The sequence below is a fragment of the Sphingobacterium cavernae genome, from assembly GCF_008520265.1.
In the GTDB taxonomy this organism is placed as follows: domain Bacteria; phylum Bacteroidota; class Bacteroidia; order Sphingobacteriales; family Sphingobacteriaceae; genus Sphingobacterium; species Sphingobacterium cavernae.
Genome location: NZ_VIQM01000049.1, coordinates 17,668 through 35,565, shown reverse-complemented (window position 1 = coordinate 35,565; position 17,898 = coordinate 17,668). Strand labels below are relative to the sequence as shown.

Below are 17,898 nucleotides of genomic sequence, written 5' to 3'. Positions count from 1 at the left end.
CTTCAAGCGGATGATGAATAAATGGAAATCATCATTTTTTGTCTTTATTCAAAACCTGTTTATCCAACTCTATTGTTGCAGGTTAAATTGGATAATCGGATCAAAATAGCTTTTTAAGGCTTGACTATGTAGAGGTTTCCTCTGGAATGGGATTTTTGAAAAATGTAATTATTGATCAGCATTTTATAATGCGTAGTCGATATAATAGATTGCTAAGTGTGTTATATGATCATTCTGATAAAACAGTTGTTGGGATTGATGAGGGTACAGCTTTGGTGGTTTCTAAAAATAAGGCTCGCATCAGTGGTGATAGCCAGGTACTCGTGGTGAACAATCCTAAAAACAAAAAAATTACGACTAATGGAAAAGTCTCTTTTCAGCAAGCAAACTTATCGATTTACGTCCACGGACAAGAATTTAAATTAAAAAACTAATTATTTAACATATAACTATGAAAAGGTTTTTACTACTAGCTGGATGTATTATCAACATAATGTTGATAGGTTCGTGTTCCGGTGAAAAATATAATTTCGATGACCTGCCTAGAGCAGTGAAAAGTTACTTCACAGTATCGAACGTTGAACTAAATATAAATGAAGCTATTGCATTTAAGAATGAGTCTGAAGATGCGACAACCTATCTGTGGGATTTTGGTGACGGTACTACTTCATCTGAAGCAAATCCGTCCAAAATTTATACAGTACCAGGTATGTATACGGTAAAGCTTAAGGCTATTGGAGATGGAGGAACAGGTAATTATTCACAAGATATTGCTGTCGTTGATCCTAATGCAGTAATAGAAACGGATAATGAGTTATATTTCATAGAATATAATTCTGATCTTATCAGAAAACTATCCTTAATTCCTGGTTCTAATGTTGAGACCGTTGCTAATATGTCAGGAAAAGGTGGTCATGGAATGACTTATGATCCTATAAATAATAAGATATATTTTTGTGATTTTGAAAATACCAACAACGGTAAGATTTTGCGTATGAATCTTGATGGAACTAACATTGAAGAGGTATTAACTGGTTTAGGATCTCCGTATGGGGTAGCAATCAATCATGCAGAAGGTAAAATGTATATTGCAGATGGTGCAAATGTTTCAAGAGCTAATCTAGATGGAACTGGCTTTGAAAAGCAATTTGTAAATATCTCAGGTGGTGCTATGCGGGCTATTGGATTCAGTACAAAAACTAACCTAATTTATTTTTACGAAGTAAATGACGAATATATGTATGTAGCAAAACCTAATGGTACAGGCGTCGAGCAGTTAATTGAAGGAGCGTACGGATATGGTTTGTACATTGATGATGTGAATGAAAAAATCTATTATGATGATCGTAATAATGCGGGATTAATGCGCGCTAATTTGGATGGTACTAATCCCGTGAAAATTGCTTCCTTTTCTGGCAATCGAGGCGGATCTGGGATGGCAGTTGATCATGATGAAAATAAAATTTATTGGTCAGAGACAAATTTGGGCAATATCAAAAGAGCGAATTTGGATGGTACAGAACCTGAAACTGTTCGCTCAGGACTTAGTAATCCTCGAGGAATGTTTATTAAACATTAGAATTTAGCTAATGAAAATAAAGAGACAATCAATTGATTGTCTCTTTTAGTTTATAAAGTTTTGCAATAATAATATTGGAAGTGAATTGGTAATCCTTTTGTATTCTGTATTTTTGCATCGATGAATAAAATTATCCTTAATAAAGGCAAAGATAAAGCCGCTTGGCAGTTGCACCCTTGGGTGTTTTCAGGCGCTATCAACAAAAAAGAAGGTAAAATCCAAAACGGCGATATCGTTTCAGTATACAATTGTGACGATGAATTTATCGCTTATGGGGTATACAACAATACTTCTCGTGTGGCTGTTCGTTTATTAGAATGGAATCCAGCGAATAAAATCGACGAAAATTGGTGGAGAGTACGCGTACAAAAGGCCGTACAAAATAGAAGACATTTATTGACAGAAAATAACGATTCTGTGCGTTTGATTTTTGCGGAAGCAGATTTTTTGCCGGGATTGATAGCAGATAAATACGCTGATTTTATTTCAATCCAAGTACATGCTGCGGGTGTTGAGAATGTAAAAAACATCGTTGTTGATGAGTTGGTGAAGTTGCTCTCGCCAAAAGGAATATATGAACGCAGTGATTTGAAATCTCGCGAACATGAAGGTCTTGCTGATACAAACGGTTTATTGTGGGGTGAAACACCACCAGAATTTGTTGATATGGTAGAAAATGGAATTCATTACAAAGTGAATATCATTGATGGGCAAAAATCAGGCTTCTATTGTGATCAACGTGAAAACCGCTACTTGACTGCGCAGTATGCCAAAGGAAAACGTATGTTGGACTGTTTTTGTTACTCAGGTGGATTTACCTTGAATGCATTACGCGAAGATGTGCGCGAAGTCGTTGCGGTGGATAGTTCGGCTTTGGCGATTGAGACATTAAAGAATAACATTATTCACAATGGTTTTGACTCTACAAAATATACCGCAGTACAATCTGATGTGAATAAGTACTTGCGTACGTTGGGTGAGCAAGGGGAGAAGTTTGATGTGATTGTGTTGGATCCACCAAAATATGCGCCTTCTCGTTCTACATTAGAAAAGGCGTCACGTGCGTACAAAGATTTGAACCGAAGAGGTTTAATGTTGTTAGAGTCTGGAGGACTATTGGCGACATTCTCTTGTTCAGGTGCTATGGATATTGAAACATTCAAACAAGTTATAGCTTGGGCTGCGTTAGATGCTGGTAAAGAAATACAATTTATTCGTCAATTTTCGCAACCAGAAGATCATCCTGTACGAGCGTCTTTCTCCGAAGGAGAATACCTGAAAGGTTTACTCGTTCGCGTTTTATAAAGATTTTGGCTTTCTTCACAGAAAGCCTTTTTAATGTTAAATTATTTATGCTACAGACATCTACATCAAAGCCAATTTATTCCATTTTAGTTGCCGTTAGCTTTGCGCACTTACTCAATGATTTAATCCAAGGTGTATTACCCGCGGTTTATCCGCTGCTAAAGGAAGTTCACAATTTGGACTATGGGCAGATTGGTCTGATTACCTTTGTGTATCAGATGTCAGCTTCTATTTTTCAGCCGCTTGTAGGCGCGTATACGGATAAGCATTCGCATCCTTATTCGCAGATAGTGTCCATGAGTATTTTGATTGTGGGTATGTTGATGTTTGCTAATGCAGATAGTTATCCGCTTTTATTATTTTCTGTTTTCTTGGTTGGCGTTGCTTCATCTATTTTTCATCCCGAATCATCCCGGATAGCCTATCTTGCGTCATCGGGACAACGAAGTTTAGCGCAATCAATTTTTCAAATTGGGGGAAATGCAGGTATGGCTTTAGCGCCTATCGCCGTAGCTTATATTGTATTGCCTAGAGGGCAATGGGCTTTAATGTGGTTAATTGCAATTCCAATTATTGGTCAATTTGTTGCTTATTATATTGGCAATTGGTACAAAAAGCGTTTAATTAATCAAGCCAAAAAAGAAATTAAGCCGATTAAAATTCCAGATATCTCAAAAGGAAAAGTCATTATATCCGTACTTGTTTTACTGTTACTGATTATGTCCAAATACTTTTATGTATCAAGCATAACAAATTTCCTGCAATTCTACACGATGGAGAAATTTGGCATAACAGATATACCAGCACAGGTTTATTTGTTCTATTTCTTATTAGCTATTGCTGTTGGAACTATGCTGGGAGGTATTTTTGGTGACCGTTTTGGACGCAAATATGTGATTTGGTTTTCGGTATTGGGAGCTGCACCCTTTACATTGGCTTTACCTTATGTTGATTTGACCATGACCGCGGTTTTTATCGTAATTATTGGAATAATTCTATCTTCTGCTTTTCCAGCAATTATAGTGTATGCACAAGAATTGTTGCCAAAGAAATTAGGAATGGTTTCGGGACTTTTTTACGGTTTTGCTTTTGGTATGGCAGGAATAGGTTCTGCTTTATTGGGCTATTTTGCGGATAAAACTTCAATTGAATATATTTACCATATATGTTCGTATTTGCCTTTGATCGGTGTGGTTGCGGCGTTGTTGCCGAATTTGCAGCGAATAAATTATGTAGAAGAATAAGATTGGAAATAGGTTGTTCGATTAAAAAATGTTAAACTTTCTTTTGTGTAAAGTATTTTTAGTTATTTTTAATAAAACACTTTGCGATGAAATTATCTCTTACTAATTGTTTCTTGTTCCTGATTGTATTTGCCCTCTTTTCTTGTGATAAAGATCAATCTTTTGATGAAAACATAGGAATCGATGGTAATATTATAAAAAGTACCATTACGAAAGTGGACGATTGGGTTGAAATAAAAATTCCCAATTAAAACGCTAGTATTACTGCTATTTATGGAAATATTGATGATACATTAATAGTGGCTAGATTGTTCGATATCCTTATTACGACAGATAAAGGTAAAACTTGGAATATAGTAGCTGAAACTAAAAGGGGTATATCAGGCATTACAAGAATAAATAATGAATTATGTGCTTTATCCACATTCTCAGTTGATAAGGGGTTACAATTCAGCTCTTCACCTTTCTTTTTTTCTCAAGATAATGGTGTAACATGGGGACATGAGCACAAATATAACTATGAAGTTTATGATAAATTAATGGTGGTAACATCTAAAGTAAACCTTAGCGATGACAAATCAGTAGAATATAGGAGCGATCAGGAGTTTCAACACCCTAAATACCCTTCACAAGCTAAACCTGATTTATTAATAATGAATAATGCTGTATTGGAATATGAGCTTGAGTTTCCATTTCTCAAACAAATTAGTTACCTCTATCGAGATACAAATGGAATATTGTACGTAGGTGTTAGAGGTGTAAAATTTGAACCTGATTATTCTGAATATAATTTTAAGACAGAAACAGGAACCGTTCGTTATCCCACCTCGGAAAATGTATGTTATTTATATTATAAAAAGATAGAGGCTTCTAATTAAATAGCCTCTATCTTTTACCATCTAATCAAGGCGGAACCCCAAGTAAATCCTGCGCCGAAAGCAGCTAAACAGACAATATCTCCATCTTTAATTTTGCCTGCTTCCCAGGCTTCACATAATGCGATAGGGACAGAGGCTGCAGTTGTATTTCCATACTTTTGGATATTGTTGAATACTTTATCATCGGATAAGCCTAATATTTTTTGTACAAATTGTGAAATACGCAAATTGGCTTGATGCGGTATTAACAAATCGATATCTGCAGGAGTTAAATTATTCTTGGCTAATGCCTTACCAATGACTTCAGGAAATTTAGCTACTGCTTTTTTGAATACAGCTTGACCATCCATTACAGGAAAAGCTGTGCCATCTTCCAACATTTTGGGTGTCATTAATAATCCACCCAATTCTTGATCCGGCCATTCGGGCTGTTCTTCTAGCCAAATTCCGCTCGATGCCCCTGGGTAATACATGGCTAATTTCTCCGCGTCCGCTCCATCAGAATGAAGATGCGTACTTAATATTCCTTTATTAGGCTCTGTTGTTGGCTGAACGACTACAGCACCTGCACCATCCCCAAAAATTACGGAAACAGCACGGCCTCGTGTAGAAAAGTCCAATGCAAATGAATGTTTTTCAGATCCGACTACCAATACATTTTTGTACATACCTGTTTTTACAAATTGATCTGCAATGGATAGTGCGTATACAAAACCCGAACATTGATTACGGATATCTAGCGCACCTATTTCACCCATGCCCATTTCGCGTTGTAATAAAACGGCACATCCCGGGAAATAGTAGTCTGGAGATAATGTAGCAAATACGATAAAATCAATATCTTGAGCAGTCACGCCAGCACGTTCAATAGCAATTTTGGAAGCTTCAATAGCCATTGTAGTCGTGGTTTCACCCATTCGATCCGCGTATCTTCTTTCTTTGATTCCAGTACGTTCTTGGATCCATTCGTCAGTTGTATCCATGAATCGGGTTAAATCGTTATTTGTATATATATTTTTGGGTACATAGTAACCTATACCAGCAATTTTCGACTGAAACATAGTGACTTTAATTTTTATAATTAGTTATCGCAAAAGCAATTTAAAATTACAGTTTTTTTTGAAAAATAAGCTACTTTTGTAGTATGAGTGTTGAGACCACGCAAGAAACCTATACCCTAGAAGAAATTTTGGCTTCTGTCAAAGAAAGCCACCGTCTGATCCTTTGGAATGATGATACGAATACATTTGATCATGTCATTTACTGCTTGATGCATCATCTGCAATACACCGAAGGAGAAGCTGAAAGAATTGCATGGACCGTACATAACGATGGCAAATGTGCGATACTAGAAGGCTCGTATACCGAAATGGAAATTTACCGTAAAATTTTAAAAGCTGAAGGGCTTACTGTTTCGGTAGATTGATTACACATTGGTAATATTGCAGTTACGTATATGGATTTTGTGCGAATAATCTACATTTTTGCACAAATACACATTCATAAACAATCATGTATCTGAAAAGAATCTATCTAATATTGCTGTTACTACCATTTTACGCGATAGCTCAACAGGGAAACCTCAAAGTAAAGATAATACAACAAGAAAATAAACAACCTATCTTAGGGGCATCTGTAACAATTGTTACTCCCACATCAAAAGCACCAATTAAAGGACGTCAAACAGACAACTCAGGTGTAGCAGTTATAGATGCAATACCAGCAGGAACATATAGTCTACAAGTTACTTATGTAGGCATGATCAACCACGATGCTGACAATATTCAAATCACTTCAAATAAAACTTTAGATCTCGGCACAATTGAATTAATTGAAGCAGGCAAACAACTTGAAGAAGTTGTGGTACAAGGTCGCGTAGCGGATTTGCAATTGGGCATTGATAAGAAGGTGTTTGACGTTTCGCAAAGTCTTGTTTCTGTAGGTGGAACGGCACAAGATTTACTTGGAAATGTGCCTACATTGCAAGTTGATGCGGATGGTGCCGTAAGTCTACGAGGTTCATCAAGTGTGAAAATTTTAATTGATGGTAAAGAGTCAGCTATGGCGGGTTCTGACGTAAATAAACTTTTGCAATCACTGCCAGCGGATGCAGTATCTAAAGTTGAAATTATTACAAATCCTTCTGCGAAATACGATGCTGAAGGACAATCTGGCATTATTAACATTGTTTTAAAGAAAAATATTCACACTGGTTTAAATGGTAACGTAACTGCTTCGGCTGGAAATTACGACAACTATAACGCGGGACTTACCTTAAATTATAGAGACAAAAAATTTAATTATTTCGGTAGTTACAATTTCAGGCATGGTCGCAACCTTGGAGAAGGTTTTACAAAAACAATAGGTCTTATCAATGGCGTTCAAGATCCCAACAGTTTAGTAACTGAAACGGAGAACGAATCTTTCCGTAAGGGAATTAACAATTCGTTGCGATTGGGAATGGATTATTATGCGAATAATAAGACGACATTGAGTTTGGGTGGTAATCTAAGTATTCGTGACAACGATCGAGGAGAGGACCTATTTTATAAATCGTACCGCGGACAACAAACACCAGTAATTACACCACGTACCTCGCGCCAATTTGAAAAAGATTTGGGTTACGATTTATCTTTTGATTTTAAGCGTGAGCTAAAAAGAGAAGGCGAAGAGTTGACTGCAAATGTAACATACGGTAACGATAAGGAAGACGGTACGAACGATTACGAACAGACGAATCCAAGTTTTGTTAGTAAGCGTTTTAATGAGACTGGAGAAAAAGGTCAAAACTGGAATTTCCAATTAGACTATTTATTGCCTTTGGGTGAGAACCACAAGTTTGAAGCTGGATACCGTACTACTTTACGTAATTCCAATGATTTTCAATATTCTGATACGTTAGCGAATGAATTGTGGATTCCAGATTATACAGTGTCCAATGAATTTGAGATGAAGAGTGGAGTCCATGCTTTATATGCGAATTACCAACGCATGCTTGGTGAGAGAATTGGTTTGCAAGTTGGACTTCGTGCTGAGGACGCTTATTTAAATACAGAAAATAAAAGTGTAGATCCCGACAGAATTGCAACGGGAAATTATAGCGATAAAGGTAATTTGGATTATTTCCGTCTGTATCCAAGTGTATTCTTGACTTACGATGTTAATGGAGAAGGCGATAAAGTGCAGTTATCATATTCTAGGCGTGTGCAACGTCCGCGTGGATGGCAAGTAAATCCTTTTGTGAGTTTATCCGATCCATTAAATATCCGTCAAGGAAATCCGAATTTGATGCCTGAAGATATTCATGCTATGGAAATGAGTTTTGCGAAATTTTATGACAAATGGAATTTCATTACAACAGCATATTACCGTCGTGTTAATGATATGACACAACCACTTCAGTACGATACTAACGATCCTATTGCCGCAATTTATTTAGAGGGTAAAGAGAATGCTACTTTTATGCGTTGGGAAAATGTGGGCTCACGTGATAATGCAGGTTTAGAATTAATTTCTAAGGTCAATATTTTCAATTGGTGGGATGCTACAGCGAATGCGAACATTTATTACCAACGAGTGAATCCTGTAGAAAGTTATAATATCAATAAAGTAGAAAATATTGCATGGGATGCTAATTTGACTACGAATGTGAAATTTACTTCCACGACATCATTACAAGTGAAAGGTGATTACCGTGCACCGATGAAAACACTACAAGGTAGAATGAAGTCTATGCATGGCGTGGATTTGGCATTACGTCAAGATATTTTGAAAGGGAAAGGTTCGTTATTATTCAATGTTCGTGATGTGTTTGATAAGCGTAGATTTGGTGGTGACACTAATTTGCCGACACGTTATTCTGATTTCTATCACCGCTGGTCTAGAAGAACTTTTAACTTGACTTTCTCCTACCGTTTCGGTCTACAAGATTTGACAAAATCAAAACGTAATGACGATAGACCAATGGATGATATGGAAGGTGGCTATTAAGACTTTTATTTACGACGATATTAATATTTTTACTATTTTTAATCATATTATAAATTTTAAACTATGATAAAACGATTAATCCAATCTGCATTTGTTCTTACAATTCTGATATCTACATCTTGTGCACAGAATAAAAAAGCGACAGAAGCGATGACTGCAAAACCAAACGTTGAAGAATTGAGACTTCCTAGAGTAGATGTCAAATCACTAAAGAAAGATAAAAATGGTGCCTACATTATTTTTGACGGTAGTTCCTTGACTGGCTGGCGCGGATACAACAAAGAACATGTGCCAAATAAATGGAGTATTGAAGACGGTGCATTGAAATTTTCTAAAAACCCGAAAGTTGATAAGGCTGAGGGTGGGGACATAGTTTTTGGCTATGACTTCAAAAACTTCGAATTGTCTTTTGAATGGAAAATCTCTGAAGCAGGAAACTCAGGCGTGTTCTTTTTAGCAAAAGAAATCAAAGGTCAACCAATCTATATTTCAAGTCCAGAATATCAAATTTTGGACAATGAAAAACATCCAGATGCCAAAATGGGGGTGGATGGTAACCGAAAATCAGCATCTTTGTACGATATGATTCCTGCTAAGCCACAAAATGCGAAGGCAGTAGGAGAGTGGAATACTTCTAAAATCTTAGTAAAAGGAAATACCGTGCAGCATTTCCAAAATGGGGTGAAAGTCGTGGAATATACTATCCGTACAAAAGAATGGACGGACTTATTACAAGTAAGTAAATTCAGTCAAGAAAAATGGCCTGTAGCTTTTGAACTATTAAATAATGTAGGAGGAGCTTCAAAATCAGGTTTGATAGGTTTTCAAGATCATGGTGATGATGTGTGGTATCGTAATATAACTGTGAAAGTATTATAAAAATGATTTTAAAAAACATTCTATTAAGAGAGAGCTTGTTGTGCTCTCTCTTTTGTTTAGTGGGGCTGTCTGTAGCTATAGCTCAAAGTAAAAAATATTTCAATCCTTTAACTGATAATGCAGTGCAAGGACGCTTAGAGGTTTTGAATTCTGCATCTGATTATGGCAGGTTGCCGCATGCAATACAGAGTTCAGTGCGCGAAGCTGTATGGCATTTAGGGACAAATTCTGCGGGGTTATATGTAGAGTTTCAAACGGAAGCTGATAGCATACAAGTCCGCTATAAAGTCAAGCATGGGTTAAATATGCCGCACATGCCCTCCACTGGAGTAAGTGGTGTTGACCTGTACTCATTTGATAAATCAAATAAAAGATGGGAATGGGCTTTTGGTCAGTATCAGTTTAAGGATACACTGACGTATAATTTCAATAATATTGGGGTCAATAAAAATCATGTCTATAGATTATACTTACCGCTTTATAATACTGTAGAATGGCTTGAAATTGGAGTCGCTGAGAATAAGGAATTTAAGTTTGTAAAAACACATAGTAAACCTATTGTTGTTTATGGAACTTCAATAGCACATGGTGCATGTGCTACGCGTCCAGGTTTAGCATGGACAAACATTTTAGGGAGATCATTCCCTAATGAGATTATAAACCTTGGTTTTTCAGGTAATGGTCGTTTGGAGCAACCGTTACTCGATTTGATAAATGCCGAAGAAGCAGATGCTTTTATACTGGATTGTATCCCGAATTTAGCAATCACTAAATCTCGTTCAGAAGCACAGTTAGACTCATTGATAACTAATGCTGTCAAGACGTTAAGGATTAAACATCCAAATACCCCAATTATTTTAGCTGAACACAGTTCGGCTGAGACTCCAGGATTCCAGAATAGACATACAATGGAGGAATATGGTCGTTCTTCAAAAGTCACAAATGCCACGTATCAAAAGTTGAAGAAAGCAGGAATAAAAAAACTATATTTCATTTCTGCTAAAGATTTCGGCTTGGACATTGAATCAACTGTCGATTACGCACATCCTAATGATATTGGCATGATGAAAATATCCCACGCGTATTATGAAGTTTTGCGAACTTTATTGAAATGATGCGTAAAATAATTAGGTTTTAATCTTTTTTTGAAAAGATTAAAACCTAATTATCAGTTTTCTATTATTCTTGAACTCTAATACCATACACTCTACCTTCCACATCAGTAATTGTCCAACGCGTAGAAGTGAATATTAAAGTATTTTTGCCATTAGGTATTAATCTAGCTAATGGGTTAATCGGTACATCAGGTCTTATAAACAGTTCTCTCAAATTCTCAGACATACGTTTTCTGCCAAATAATCTTATATTACCATTTTGATCAAATGTTAATCTAACTACAGGAATTTCTTGACGGGGACTAGTTGCGGAGCCGTGGTTAATATGATAAATTACAGGTATTCCTGGTCTGCTGCTAGGAATATCCGCACTTCCATAATATGTCAAATCACTAAAATATACATCATGCAATGGGAATCCTTCAAAGTTAAGTTCTCTACTTAATAAATTTTGTCCATTAATATTTAAATTAAACGAGTTATCTAAATACCAAATATCGATTTGTGCTCCAAAAGTAGGGTTTTCAAATTCTACCTTATGAGTAAATGGGACATTTGTTGTTACTGTATCAACGAAATGGAAATGTGGATTGGCGCCAATCAATGTTGTTTCAGGTACATTAAACGTGAGTACTAAATTGTATTTAACACCTGGTGTAAGGTTTAAATTCTCAATATCCACACGTCTTGATACATCTCCGCTAGTTAAAGCTTCAATTGTAAATTCACCCTCGGTGATGGTTGATGGGGTATTTAATATTGTCGGATTTATTGAGGTAGTGCTTTTTACAGTTAAATCACTGAAAGGTATAAAGGGAAAAACAACAGGGGACCCTAATAAGTTCTCATTTGTTGCTGCGGCAGTAATTGTACTATTACTAACTTTAAATTTCGTTTTTGAATAACTTGGTTTAAAATATGATGCACCTACAACACCTCTGATTTGTGTGTAGCCAGATGTGCTATTGTCCAATTTTATAATGGTAGTAATCTGAGCAAATTGATGTCTGAATTTTATTTTAATCGTTGTATTACTATTATGAGCTACTGTGACATCTTGCTTTTGATACATAAAAGAGACTTGCTGATTAGTAATCGCTGCAGTGTTAATATTAGATGCATTTTCAATTTCAGCAGGATACTGTGTTTGGGAGTCTATAGAGTAGGCAACAATCGTGTATTCTTTTCCACCAAAAACTAATAAGGGGCCTGTCAGACTTTCTTGACCGCGAATGTAGCTTTTCGAAGTGACCAATGCACCAGTAGCTTTGTTTATTTATTAATTGTTTTTGTAGAATTGGTGTAATACGTCTTATTTATTTAATATTAATGGTTGAAAACATTATTTTAAACAGAAAAAGGCATATAAATTAATATATGCCTTTAAAATCTTTTGTTAACTATTAGTTATTTAGCCTGTATTCCATATATTCTTCCCCATATATCTTTTATGTTCCAAATAGTGGAATTGAAGCGAAGCTTATTTGTTCCTTTTGGGTCAAATTTTACGGGACTATAAGTGACTCCACTTCTTAATTTTAAAAGTCGAAGTTCATCAGTTAAACTTTTAGGTCCATAAAGAAGTATTCTGCCTTCTTCATCAATTACTAACTTAATAACCGGCACTTCTTTTCTTTCTTTGTCGTTTAGCCAGTAAATTTGCGTAATTCCTGATTCGGGTTTTCCATACCAAGTACCATCACTAAACTCAACATCCGTCTTGAGGTAATCTTCAAAATTTATTTCTTTGGAGAAGACTGGTGAATCATTTACATACAGTTGGAAGGAATTATCCAAATAGAATATATCTAATTGAGCTCCGAAAGTCGGGTTTGTAAGATTTACAGTATATTCAACATGTTTATCACCGTTACCACCTTTTTGGTAGTATTTAGGGTCTGCTGAAAAAAATCATTGAGTTTTTCAGCAGACCCTAAATAATATCTTGTGATTAAAAAAAATTATTTATCATAAGAGCTTATTCCATGGTCTTTGGGCTACCATGAATCAATATAGCATGGGAATACTGTGGCGAGTTACTAAACACAATCGCGCTTGATGAAAACAATACTTTATTATCCTCGTATATCATTACCAATTCAATATTGGGTTTAATATAACTTATCATTTATATCTATGGTTATTTAGGACAAATGTAAATTATGTCTATGGTTTATTCTTGGTTATTTTACTAAATCACCTTTTTAGGTTAGTTTTTAGAAATACTCTTAATAAATACACGGTATACTAGTGATTTTTGAATCAACATAGAAAGAAAAGAAATCAAAAAATATCTTGTAACTCTTTCAAGTCAACGATCATATGTGGTATATCTTGGGGTTTATCTGTTCCTATTACATTGAAATATATCGCATCAAGTCCGGCATTGAGGGCGCCGCGAACATCTGCATCGATATTGTCACCGATCATTATTGAATTTTCTTTGGAGGCTTCTCCATTATTTACGGCGTAGTCAAATATACGCGGGTCGGGTTTATTAACCCCAAAAACTTCTGAAATAACAATAGTTTTAAAGTATTTGCGTAGATCGCTATGTGTCAATTTGGCCTCACATGCTTCTTTAAAGCCATTGGAAATTAGATGTAGATTATATCTATTTTGCAAGTACTCTAAAGTTTCTATTGCATGTGGGAATAGATTCGTCTTTGTAGGACAAATTTTTAAATATTCTTCCTCAAAACCTACAGGAAATAATGCAGGATCAACGCCTAATTGCGTGAATGTATCTGCAAAACGTAATTTTCGAAGTGTAGGCTTGTCTATTTTACCGTGATGATAAAGTTCCCAAACACGGTGGTTGTTGATGGTGTATGTTTCAATAAATTCATCCGAATTAGGTCTATTGAATAGAGTGTCAAATTTGTATACGTAGTACAATTCATGCAAAGTCTCTTGTGCATTACGGTCAAAATCCCAAATCGTATGATCTAAATCGAAGAAAATATCTTTTTTGTACTGAAACATATACAAAGATATAAAATGTATTGAGATGTCATTTAATGCAGTTTTTCTTCTTATTGTCATAAAACCTGACGTATTTTCTATTGCTGTGTGATTTAAGTATTTTTGTTGAAATAAAGGATATGAGAAGAGCTCTATTTTGGTTTTATGTATTAGCGTTTTATGCCATCTGCCAACTTTTTGCATGGGGCTACATGTTTATCAAGTATGTTCCAGATCGCAAAGGAATGGTGATTGGTGAGGGAATGATTTTTATTTTGATCTTTATTTTGGGGATCATTCGACTAAAAAGACATTTAGAAAAAGAACGCAATTACTCACAACAACAAAATAACTTTTTACTTTCAGTCACGCACGAGCTTAAATCGCCTTTGGCATCTGTTAAGTTGTATTTGCAGACTATTCTGAAGAGAGATTTGGATAGAGAGCAACAAAAAAGCTTTTTGTCTAATTCTTTGAAAGATATCGAACGTTTGGATTATTTGGTGGAAAATGTATTGTTGGCTACCAAATTAGAGAATCGCAGCTTTAATCTCCCAAAAGAGAATTTTGATTTTTCTATGTTAGTTGAAGATGTGTCTGAGAGATTACAGAAGAATTCTTGTAAGACAGAAATGATTCATACAGAGATTGAGCCAAACATCACCTTGAATGCAGATAAGTTTGCAATAACTAATGTAGTCAACAATTTGGTGGAGAATGCCATTAAATATTCGCCGCCATGTGCTACAGTGGATGTAAAATTGAATAAAAAGGGCAATGATCTCGTACTCACTGTCGCAGACCATGGGCAAGGTATTGCAGATGAGGAAAAAAAGCTTATTTTTAATAAATTCTACCGTGTTGGAAATGAATCAACCCGCAAAACCAAAGGAACTGGTTTAGGGTTATATATAGTAAAAACCGTTTTACAAAAACATAATGCTACCATTAAAGTGAAGGACAATACGCCTTCCGGTAGTATTTTTGAAGTAATATTTGAAAACTATGCAAGCTAAACAAAGAATACTATTAGTCGAAGACGAAGAACATTTGTTGGAAGCTATTAAACTTAATCTGGAATTGGAAGGTTACCGCGTAACCACGGCTACAGACGGAAAGAAAGCGCTTAAAATCTTCAAAGAAGAGCGTTTTAACTTGATTATTTTGGATGTAATGATTCCAGAAATCGATGGTTTCCAAGTCGCTGAAACAATTCGTTTGCAAAATACAGAAGTCCCAATTATGTTCTTGACAGCTAAAAACAGCAGTGAGGACCGTATCACAGGGCTTAAAAAAGGAGCTGATGATTATTTGGTGAAACCGTTTAATTTGGAGGAATTGATCCTTCGTGTCGGTAACTTGATTCGTCGCGGATTAAAGCCTGAGGATTTGAAAGAATTGAATTCCTATACAATAGGTGACAAAACAATTTATTTCAATTCGTTCGAATTGCATCATGCAGATGGTTCGATTACTTCATTGACTAAGAAAGAGACAATGTTGTTGAAATTATTGATTGAGCGTCGTAATGAAGCGGTTTCACGTGAACAAATTTTGGAGACAGTTTGGAATTATGACGTATATCCATCAACAAGAACAATTGATAATTTCATCTTGACATTTCGTAAATATTTTGAACCAGATCAAAAACATCCTATTTATTTCCACTCCATTCGCGGCGTAGGTTATAAATTCACGGATAACGGAGAAGCTCAATAGTTCGATCAATGAATACTAAAATTCGTTTAATTATTATAGCATTGGCTGTAATCACACTAGCTTATTGCCTTGTTTCGGGCTACTATTACGCTTGTGTGTATATTTTAGGGTTGATTGGTTATATGGTCTGGAGCCAATACCGTGATGGCACAGTTTTTTTGGCTACACAAGCTTTCCATAAGCAAGATTACGAGAAGACCAAAACGCTTTTGGAAGAAATTAAAAATCCGGATCATCTTCGTAAGGGTAGAAGAAATTTCTACGAATTTATGATGGGTAATATCGCACTCAAAGAAGAAAAGATCGAGGAAGCGGAGTATCATTTTCAGCTTGCTTCACGATTGCCTTGGCGTAAAGATTATGAAAAAGCAATGGTCTTGATCAATCTGGCGAATATAAATTTGCGCAAAAAGGAATACGAACGAACAGAAACTTATTTGTCGGTAGCTGATAAACTGAATTTGACGCAAAGACAAAAGGACATTGTCCAAAAAATTAAAAACGAAATAGAAAAATATAAATAAAAGCATAGTGAGTACGATTTTACAAAACGATTTGTTTATGAGGGCTGCATCGTCGCAGCTAACGGAAAGACCTCCAGTATGGTTTATGCGTCAAGCGGGGCGTTTTATGCCAGAATATTGGGATATTAAAAATAAATACACGTTCTTAGAAATGTGTAAAACTCCCGAAATAGCAGCTGATGTAACCATGTTGCCTGTTGATTTGTTAGGAATCGACGCAGCTATTTTGTTTTCAGATATCTTGGTGACAGCTGAGGCAATGGGAGGTGATCTTTCTTTTGAACAAGGTGTAGGGCCTCGTTTTTCAAATCCTGTACGTTCACTGGCTGATGCGCAAAAATTGGCAGGAGCTGAAAGTGTAGACAAATTGCAATATGTAGCGGATGCGATCAAAGTTATTCAACAACGTTTGAATGGTTCGATTCCTTTGATTGGTTTCTCGGGAGCACCGTTTACTATTTTGAGTTATTTGGTTGAAGGGGGGTCGACGAGAGATTTCAAATTGACGAAGTTGATGTTGAACAATGAACCTGAATTAGCACACCACATTTTACAAAAAATTGCTGATTTGACAATTGCGTATTTAAATATGCAAATTGATGCAGGAGTGAATGCAGTTCAATTATTTGATAGTTGGGCATCTGCATTATCATGGAATGATTACAGCGAATTTTCACACAAATACAACAAATACATCATCGACAACTTGAAACGTACAGTACCGGTAATTTCTTTTGCTAAAGGAGCGTCGGTATTTGCGCCTTTGATGGTTGAAACGAAGCCTGATGTTATTTCTGTAGATTGGAATGCTGATCTGTTGAACATGAAAAAATCATTGCCAGAAGGTATTGCTGTTCAAGGTAACTTAGATCCGTTTATCATGTATGCGGATAAGCCCGTTATCAAAGCTAAGATTCATCAGCTATTCGAAAGAATGCGTGGCGAAAAAGGATTTATTTGTAATCTTGGCCACGGTATTTCTCCAGACATGAAATTTGATCACGTAAAATTTGCGATTGATACTATTAAGGAATTTAGGTATTAATCTGTATTATCAATACATAGATGAGGAGCAAAGACAACTTTGCTCCTTATTATTTTAATAGTATTCACCGTTATTTTTTAATTTTGACTATTAATTTTGAATCATGATCTATTTATACGCTAAAGCGGTTCATATTATTTTTGTGGTTTGTTGGATGGCAGGATTATTTTATATGCCTCGTTTGTTTATTTATCACACAGAAGCAAAAGATAAAGGACAAGAGGTATATTCGATATTGCACAAGCAATTCTCAATAATGGAAAATAGATTGTGGTGGGTCATAACAACTCCAGCGATGTATATAACTATTGCATCCGCATTGGTTATGTTACATATGAACCCAGCATTACTCTCGATGGGTTGGATGCAACTAAAATTGGCCTTTGTTGTGGGGTTGATAATTTATCATTTCAAGTCTCAACAAATCATGTATCGGCTGCGTGATGAAAAGTCAACTTGGACTTCTGCGCAATTGCGTATGTGGAATGAAGTATCAACACTAATATTATTCGCTATTGTTTTCTTAGTAATACTTAAATCTACATTAAATTGGGTTTTTGGTGTAGTTGGATTATTCGGATTAGCGATTCTCCTAATGATTCTCATTAAAGTTTATAAGAAATATAGAAAGTCAAAGGGTGAGAAAGTTGATTAAA

The 17,898-nt window shown here is 35.7% G+C and carries 17 protein-coding genes and 1 pseudogene; 14 read left to right on the top strand and 4 right to left on the bottom strand.

Annotated elements, in window-relative coordinates; translation table 11 throughout:
• Nucleotides 1-137: 137 nt before the first annotated feature.
• From FLS47_RS09865 to FLS47_RS09845, 5 genes and pseudogenes are all read left to right on the top strand, one after another.
• Nucleotides 138-434, top strand: a pseudogene (locus tag FLS47_RS09865) (cyanophycinase); the annotation flags it as partial.
• 17 nt (nt 435-451) lie between these two features.
• Complete coding sequence (locus FLS47_RS09860) at nt 452-1,579, top strand: PKD domain-containing protein (protein ID WP_149914210.1); 1,128 nt, start codon at nt 452-454, stop codon at nt 1,577-1,579.
• A 120-nt stretch (nt 1,580-1,699) separates the two neighbouring features.
• Nucleotides 1,700-2,884 carry a class I SAM-dependent rRNA methyltransferase gene (locus FLS47_RS09855; RefSeq protein ID WP_149914209.1) on the top strand — a complete coding sequence of 395 codons (1,185 nt, stop codon included), beginning with the start codon at nt 1,700-1,702 and terminating at the stop codon, nt 2,882-2,884.
• Between the two features lie 47 nt (nt 2,885-2,931).
• Nucleotides 2,932-4,128, top strand: coding sequence for an MFS transporter (locus FLS47_RS09850; RefSeq protein ID WP_149914208.1), 1,197 nt, complete (start codon nt 2,932-2,934; stop codon nt 4,126-4,128).
• A 299-nt stretch (nt 4,129-4,427) separates the two neighbouring features.
• Nucleotides 4,428-5,006: a hypothetical protein gene (locus tag FLS47_RS09845; protein ID WP_149914207.1), complete on the top strand. Its 579-nt coding sequence runs from the start codon at nt 4,428-4,430 to the stop codon at nt 5,004-5,006.
• A gap of 14 nt (nt 5,007-5,020) precedes the next feature.
• Here FLS47_RS09845 and FLS47_RS09840 read toward each other — a convergent pair whose 3' ends face one another.
• Nucleotides 5,021-6,067, bottom strand: a complete 1,047-nt coding sequence (locus FLS47_RS09840; protein ID WP_149914206.1) for a 3-oxoacyl-ACP synthase III family protein — start codon at nt 6,065-6,067, stop codon at nt 5,021-5,023.
• Nucleotides 6,068-6,150: 83 nt separating this feature from the next.
• On the opposite strand from FLS47_RS09840, the gene FLS47_RS09835 reads away from it, so the two are divergent.
• The 4 genes from FLS47_RS09835 to FLS47_RS09820 all read left to right on the top strand — a co-directional run bounded on the left by FLS47_RS09835 (nt 6,151) and on the right by FLS47_RS09820 (nt 10,990).
• Complete coding sequence (locus FLS47_RS09835; RefSeq protein WP_149914205.1) at nt 6,151-6,432, top strand: ATP-dependent Clp protease adaptor ClpS; 282 nt, start codon at nt 6,151-6,153, stop codon at nt 6,430-6,432.
• Nucleotides 6,433-6,518: 86 nt separating this feature from the next.
• Nucleotides 6,519-8,996 (top strand): TonB-dependent receptor domain-containing protein, encoded by a 2,478-nt coding sequence (locus FLS47_RS09830; protein ID WP_149914204.1) that lies wholly within the window; start codon nt 6,519-6,521, stop codon nt 8,994-8,996.
• A 63-nt stretch (nt 8,997-9,059) separates the two neighbouring features.
• Nucleotides 9,060-9,875: a 3-keto-disaccharide hydrolase gene (locus FLS47_RS09825; RefSeq protein WP_149914203.1), complete on the top strand. Its 816-nt coding sequence runs from the start codon at nt 9,060-9,062 to the stop codon at nt 9,873-9,875.
• 2 nt (nt 9,876-9,877) lie between these two features.
• Nucleotides 9,878-10,990 carry an SGNH/GDSL hydrolase family protein gene (locus FLS47_RS09820; RefSeq protein WP_149914202.1) on the top strand — a complete coding sequence of 371 codons (1,113 nt, stop codon included), beginning with the start codon at nt 9,878-9,880 and terminating at the stop codon, nt 10,988-10,990.
• 64 nt (nt 10,991-11,054) lie between these two features.
• Here the strand turns inward: FLS47_RS09820 and FLS47_RS09815 are convergent, their stop codons facing one another.
• From FLS47_RS09815 to FLS47_RS09805, 3 genes are all read right to left on the bottom strand, one after another.
• Nucleotides 11,055-12,245 carry a fimbrillin family protein gene (locus tag FLS47_RS09815; RefSeq protein WP_149914201.1) on the bottom strand — a complete coding sequence of 397 codons (1,191 nt, stop codon included), beginning with the start codon at nt 12,243-12,245 and terminating at the stop codon, nt 11,055-11,057.
• Between the two features lie 152 nt (nt 12,246-12,397).
• Nucleotides 12,398-12,787 carry a hypothetical protein gene (locus FLS47_RS09810; protein ID WP_149914200.1) on the bottom strand — a complete coding sequence of 130 codons (390 nt, stop codon included), beginning with the start codon at nt 12,785-12,787 and terminating at the stop codon, nt 12,398-12,400.
• Between the two features lie 486 nt (nt 12,788-13,273).
• Nucleotides 13,274-13,975 (bottom strand): YjjG family noncanonical pyrimidine nucleotidase, encoded by a 702-nt coding sequence (locus FLS47_RS09805; RefSeq protein WP_149914199.1) that lies wholly within the window; start codon nt 13,973-13,975, stop codon nt 13,274-13,276.
• A 119-nt stretch (nt 13,976-14,094) separates the two neighbouring features.
• On the opposite strand from FLS47_RS09805, the gene FLS47_RS09800 reads away from it, so the two are divergent.
• The 5 genes from FLS47_RS09800 to hemJ all read left to right on the top strand — a co-directional run bounded on the left by FLS47_RS09800 (nt 14,095) and on the right by hemJ (nt 17,897).
• Nucleotides 14,095-14,970: a sensor histidine kinase gene (locus tag FLS47_RS09800; protein WP_149914198.1), complete on the top strand. Its 876-nt coding sequence runs from the start codon at nt 14,095-14,097 to the stop codon at nt 14,968-14,970.
• Nucleotides 14,960-15,673 carry a response regulator transcription factor gene (locus tag FLS47_RS09795; protein WP_149914197.1) on the top strand — a complete coding sequence of 238 codons (714 nt, stop codon included), beginning with the start codon at nt 14,960-14,962 and terminating at the stop codon, nt 15,671-15,673. The genes FLS47_RS09800 and FLS47_RS09795 overlap by 11 nt, the downstream gene beginning before the upstream one ends.
• An 8-nt stretch (nt 15,674-15,681) precedes the next feature.
• On the top strand, nt 15,682-16,197 hold the full coding sequence (locus FLS47_RS09790) for a hypothetical protein (RefSeq protein ID WP_149914196.1): 516 nt from the start codon (nt 15,682-15,684) through the stop codon (nt 16,195-16,197).
• Between the two features lie 7 nt (nt 16,198-16,204).
• The gene (gene hemE / locus FLS47_RS09785) at nt 16,205-17,242 is read left to right on the top strand and encodes a uroporphyrinogen decarboxylase (RefSeq protein WP_262713867.1); all 1,038 of its coding nucleotides are present in this window, start codon (nt 16,205-16,207) and stop codon (nt 17,240-17,242) included.
• Between the two features lie 103 nt (nt 17,243-17,345).
• Entirely contained in the window at nt 17,346-17,897 is a 552-nt protein-coding gene (hemJ, locus tag FLS47_RS09780; protein WP_149914194.1) for a protoporphyrinogen oxidase HemJ, read from the top strand.
• Nucleotide 17,898: the final 1 nt, after the last annotated feature.

Coding starts and splice junctions, on each gene's coding strand:
- FLS47_RS09830 (WP_149914204.1), top strand. CDS start 6,519: ATGTATCTGAAAAGAATCTATCTAATATTGCTGTTACTACCATTTTAC.
- FLS47_RS09850 (WP_149914208.1), top strand. CDS start 2,932: ATGCTACAGACATCTACATCAAAGCCAATTTATTCCATTTTAGTTGCC.
- FLS47_RS09825 (WP_149914203.1), top strand. CDS start 9,060: ATGATAAAACGATTAATCCAATCTGCATTTGTTCTTACAATTCTGATA.
- FLS47_RS09820 (WP_149914202.1), top strand. CDS start 9,878: ATGATTTTAAAAAACATTCTATTAAGAGAGAGCTTGTTGTGCTCTCTC.
- FLS47_RS09835 (WP_149914205.1), top strand. CDS start 6,151: ATGAGTGTTGAGACCACGCAAGAAACCTATACCCTAGAAGAAATTTTG.
- FLS47_RS09795 (WP_149914197.1), top strand. CDS start 14,960: ATGCAAGCTAAACAAAGAATACTATTAGTCGAAGACGAAGAACATTTG.
- FLS47_RS09800 (WP_149914198.1), top strand. CDS start 14,095: ATGAGAAGAGCTCTATTTTGGTTTTATGTATTAGCGTTTTATGCCATC.
- hemJ (WP_149914194.1), top strand. CDS start 17,346: ATGATCTATTTATACGCTAAAGCGGTTCATATTATTTTTGTGGTTTGT.
- FLS47_RS09855 (WP_149914209.1), top strand. CDS start 1,700: ATGAATAAAATTATCCTTAATAAAGGCAAAGATAAAGCCGCTTGGCAG.
- FLS47_RS09860 (WP_149914210.1), top strand. CDS start 452: ATGAAAAGGTTTTTACTACTAGCTGGATGTATTATCAACATAATGTTG.
- FLS47_RS09840 (WP_149914206.1), bottom strand. CDS start 6,067: ATGTTTCAGTCGAAAATTGCTGGTATAGGTTACTATGTACCCAAAAAT.
- FLS47_RS09805 (WP_149914199.1), bottom strand. CDS start 13,975: ATGTTTCAGTACAAAAAAGATATTTTCTTCGATTTAGATCATACGATT.
- FLS47_RS09790 (WP_149914196.1), top strand. CDS start 15,682: ATGAATACTAAAATTCGTTTAATTATTATAGCATTGGCTGTAATCACA.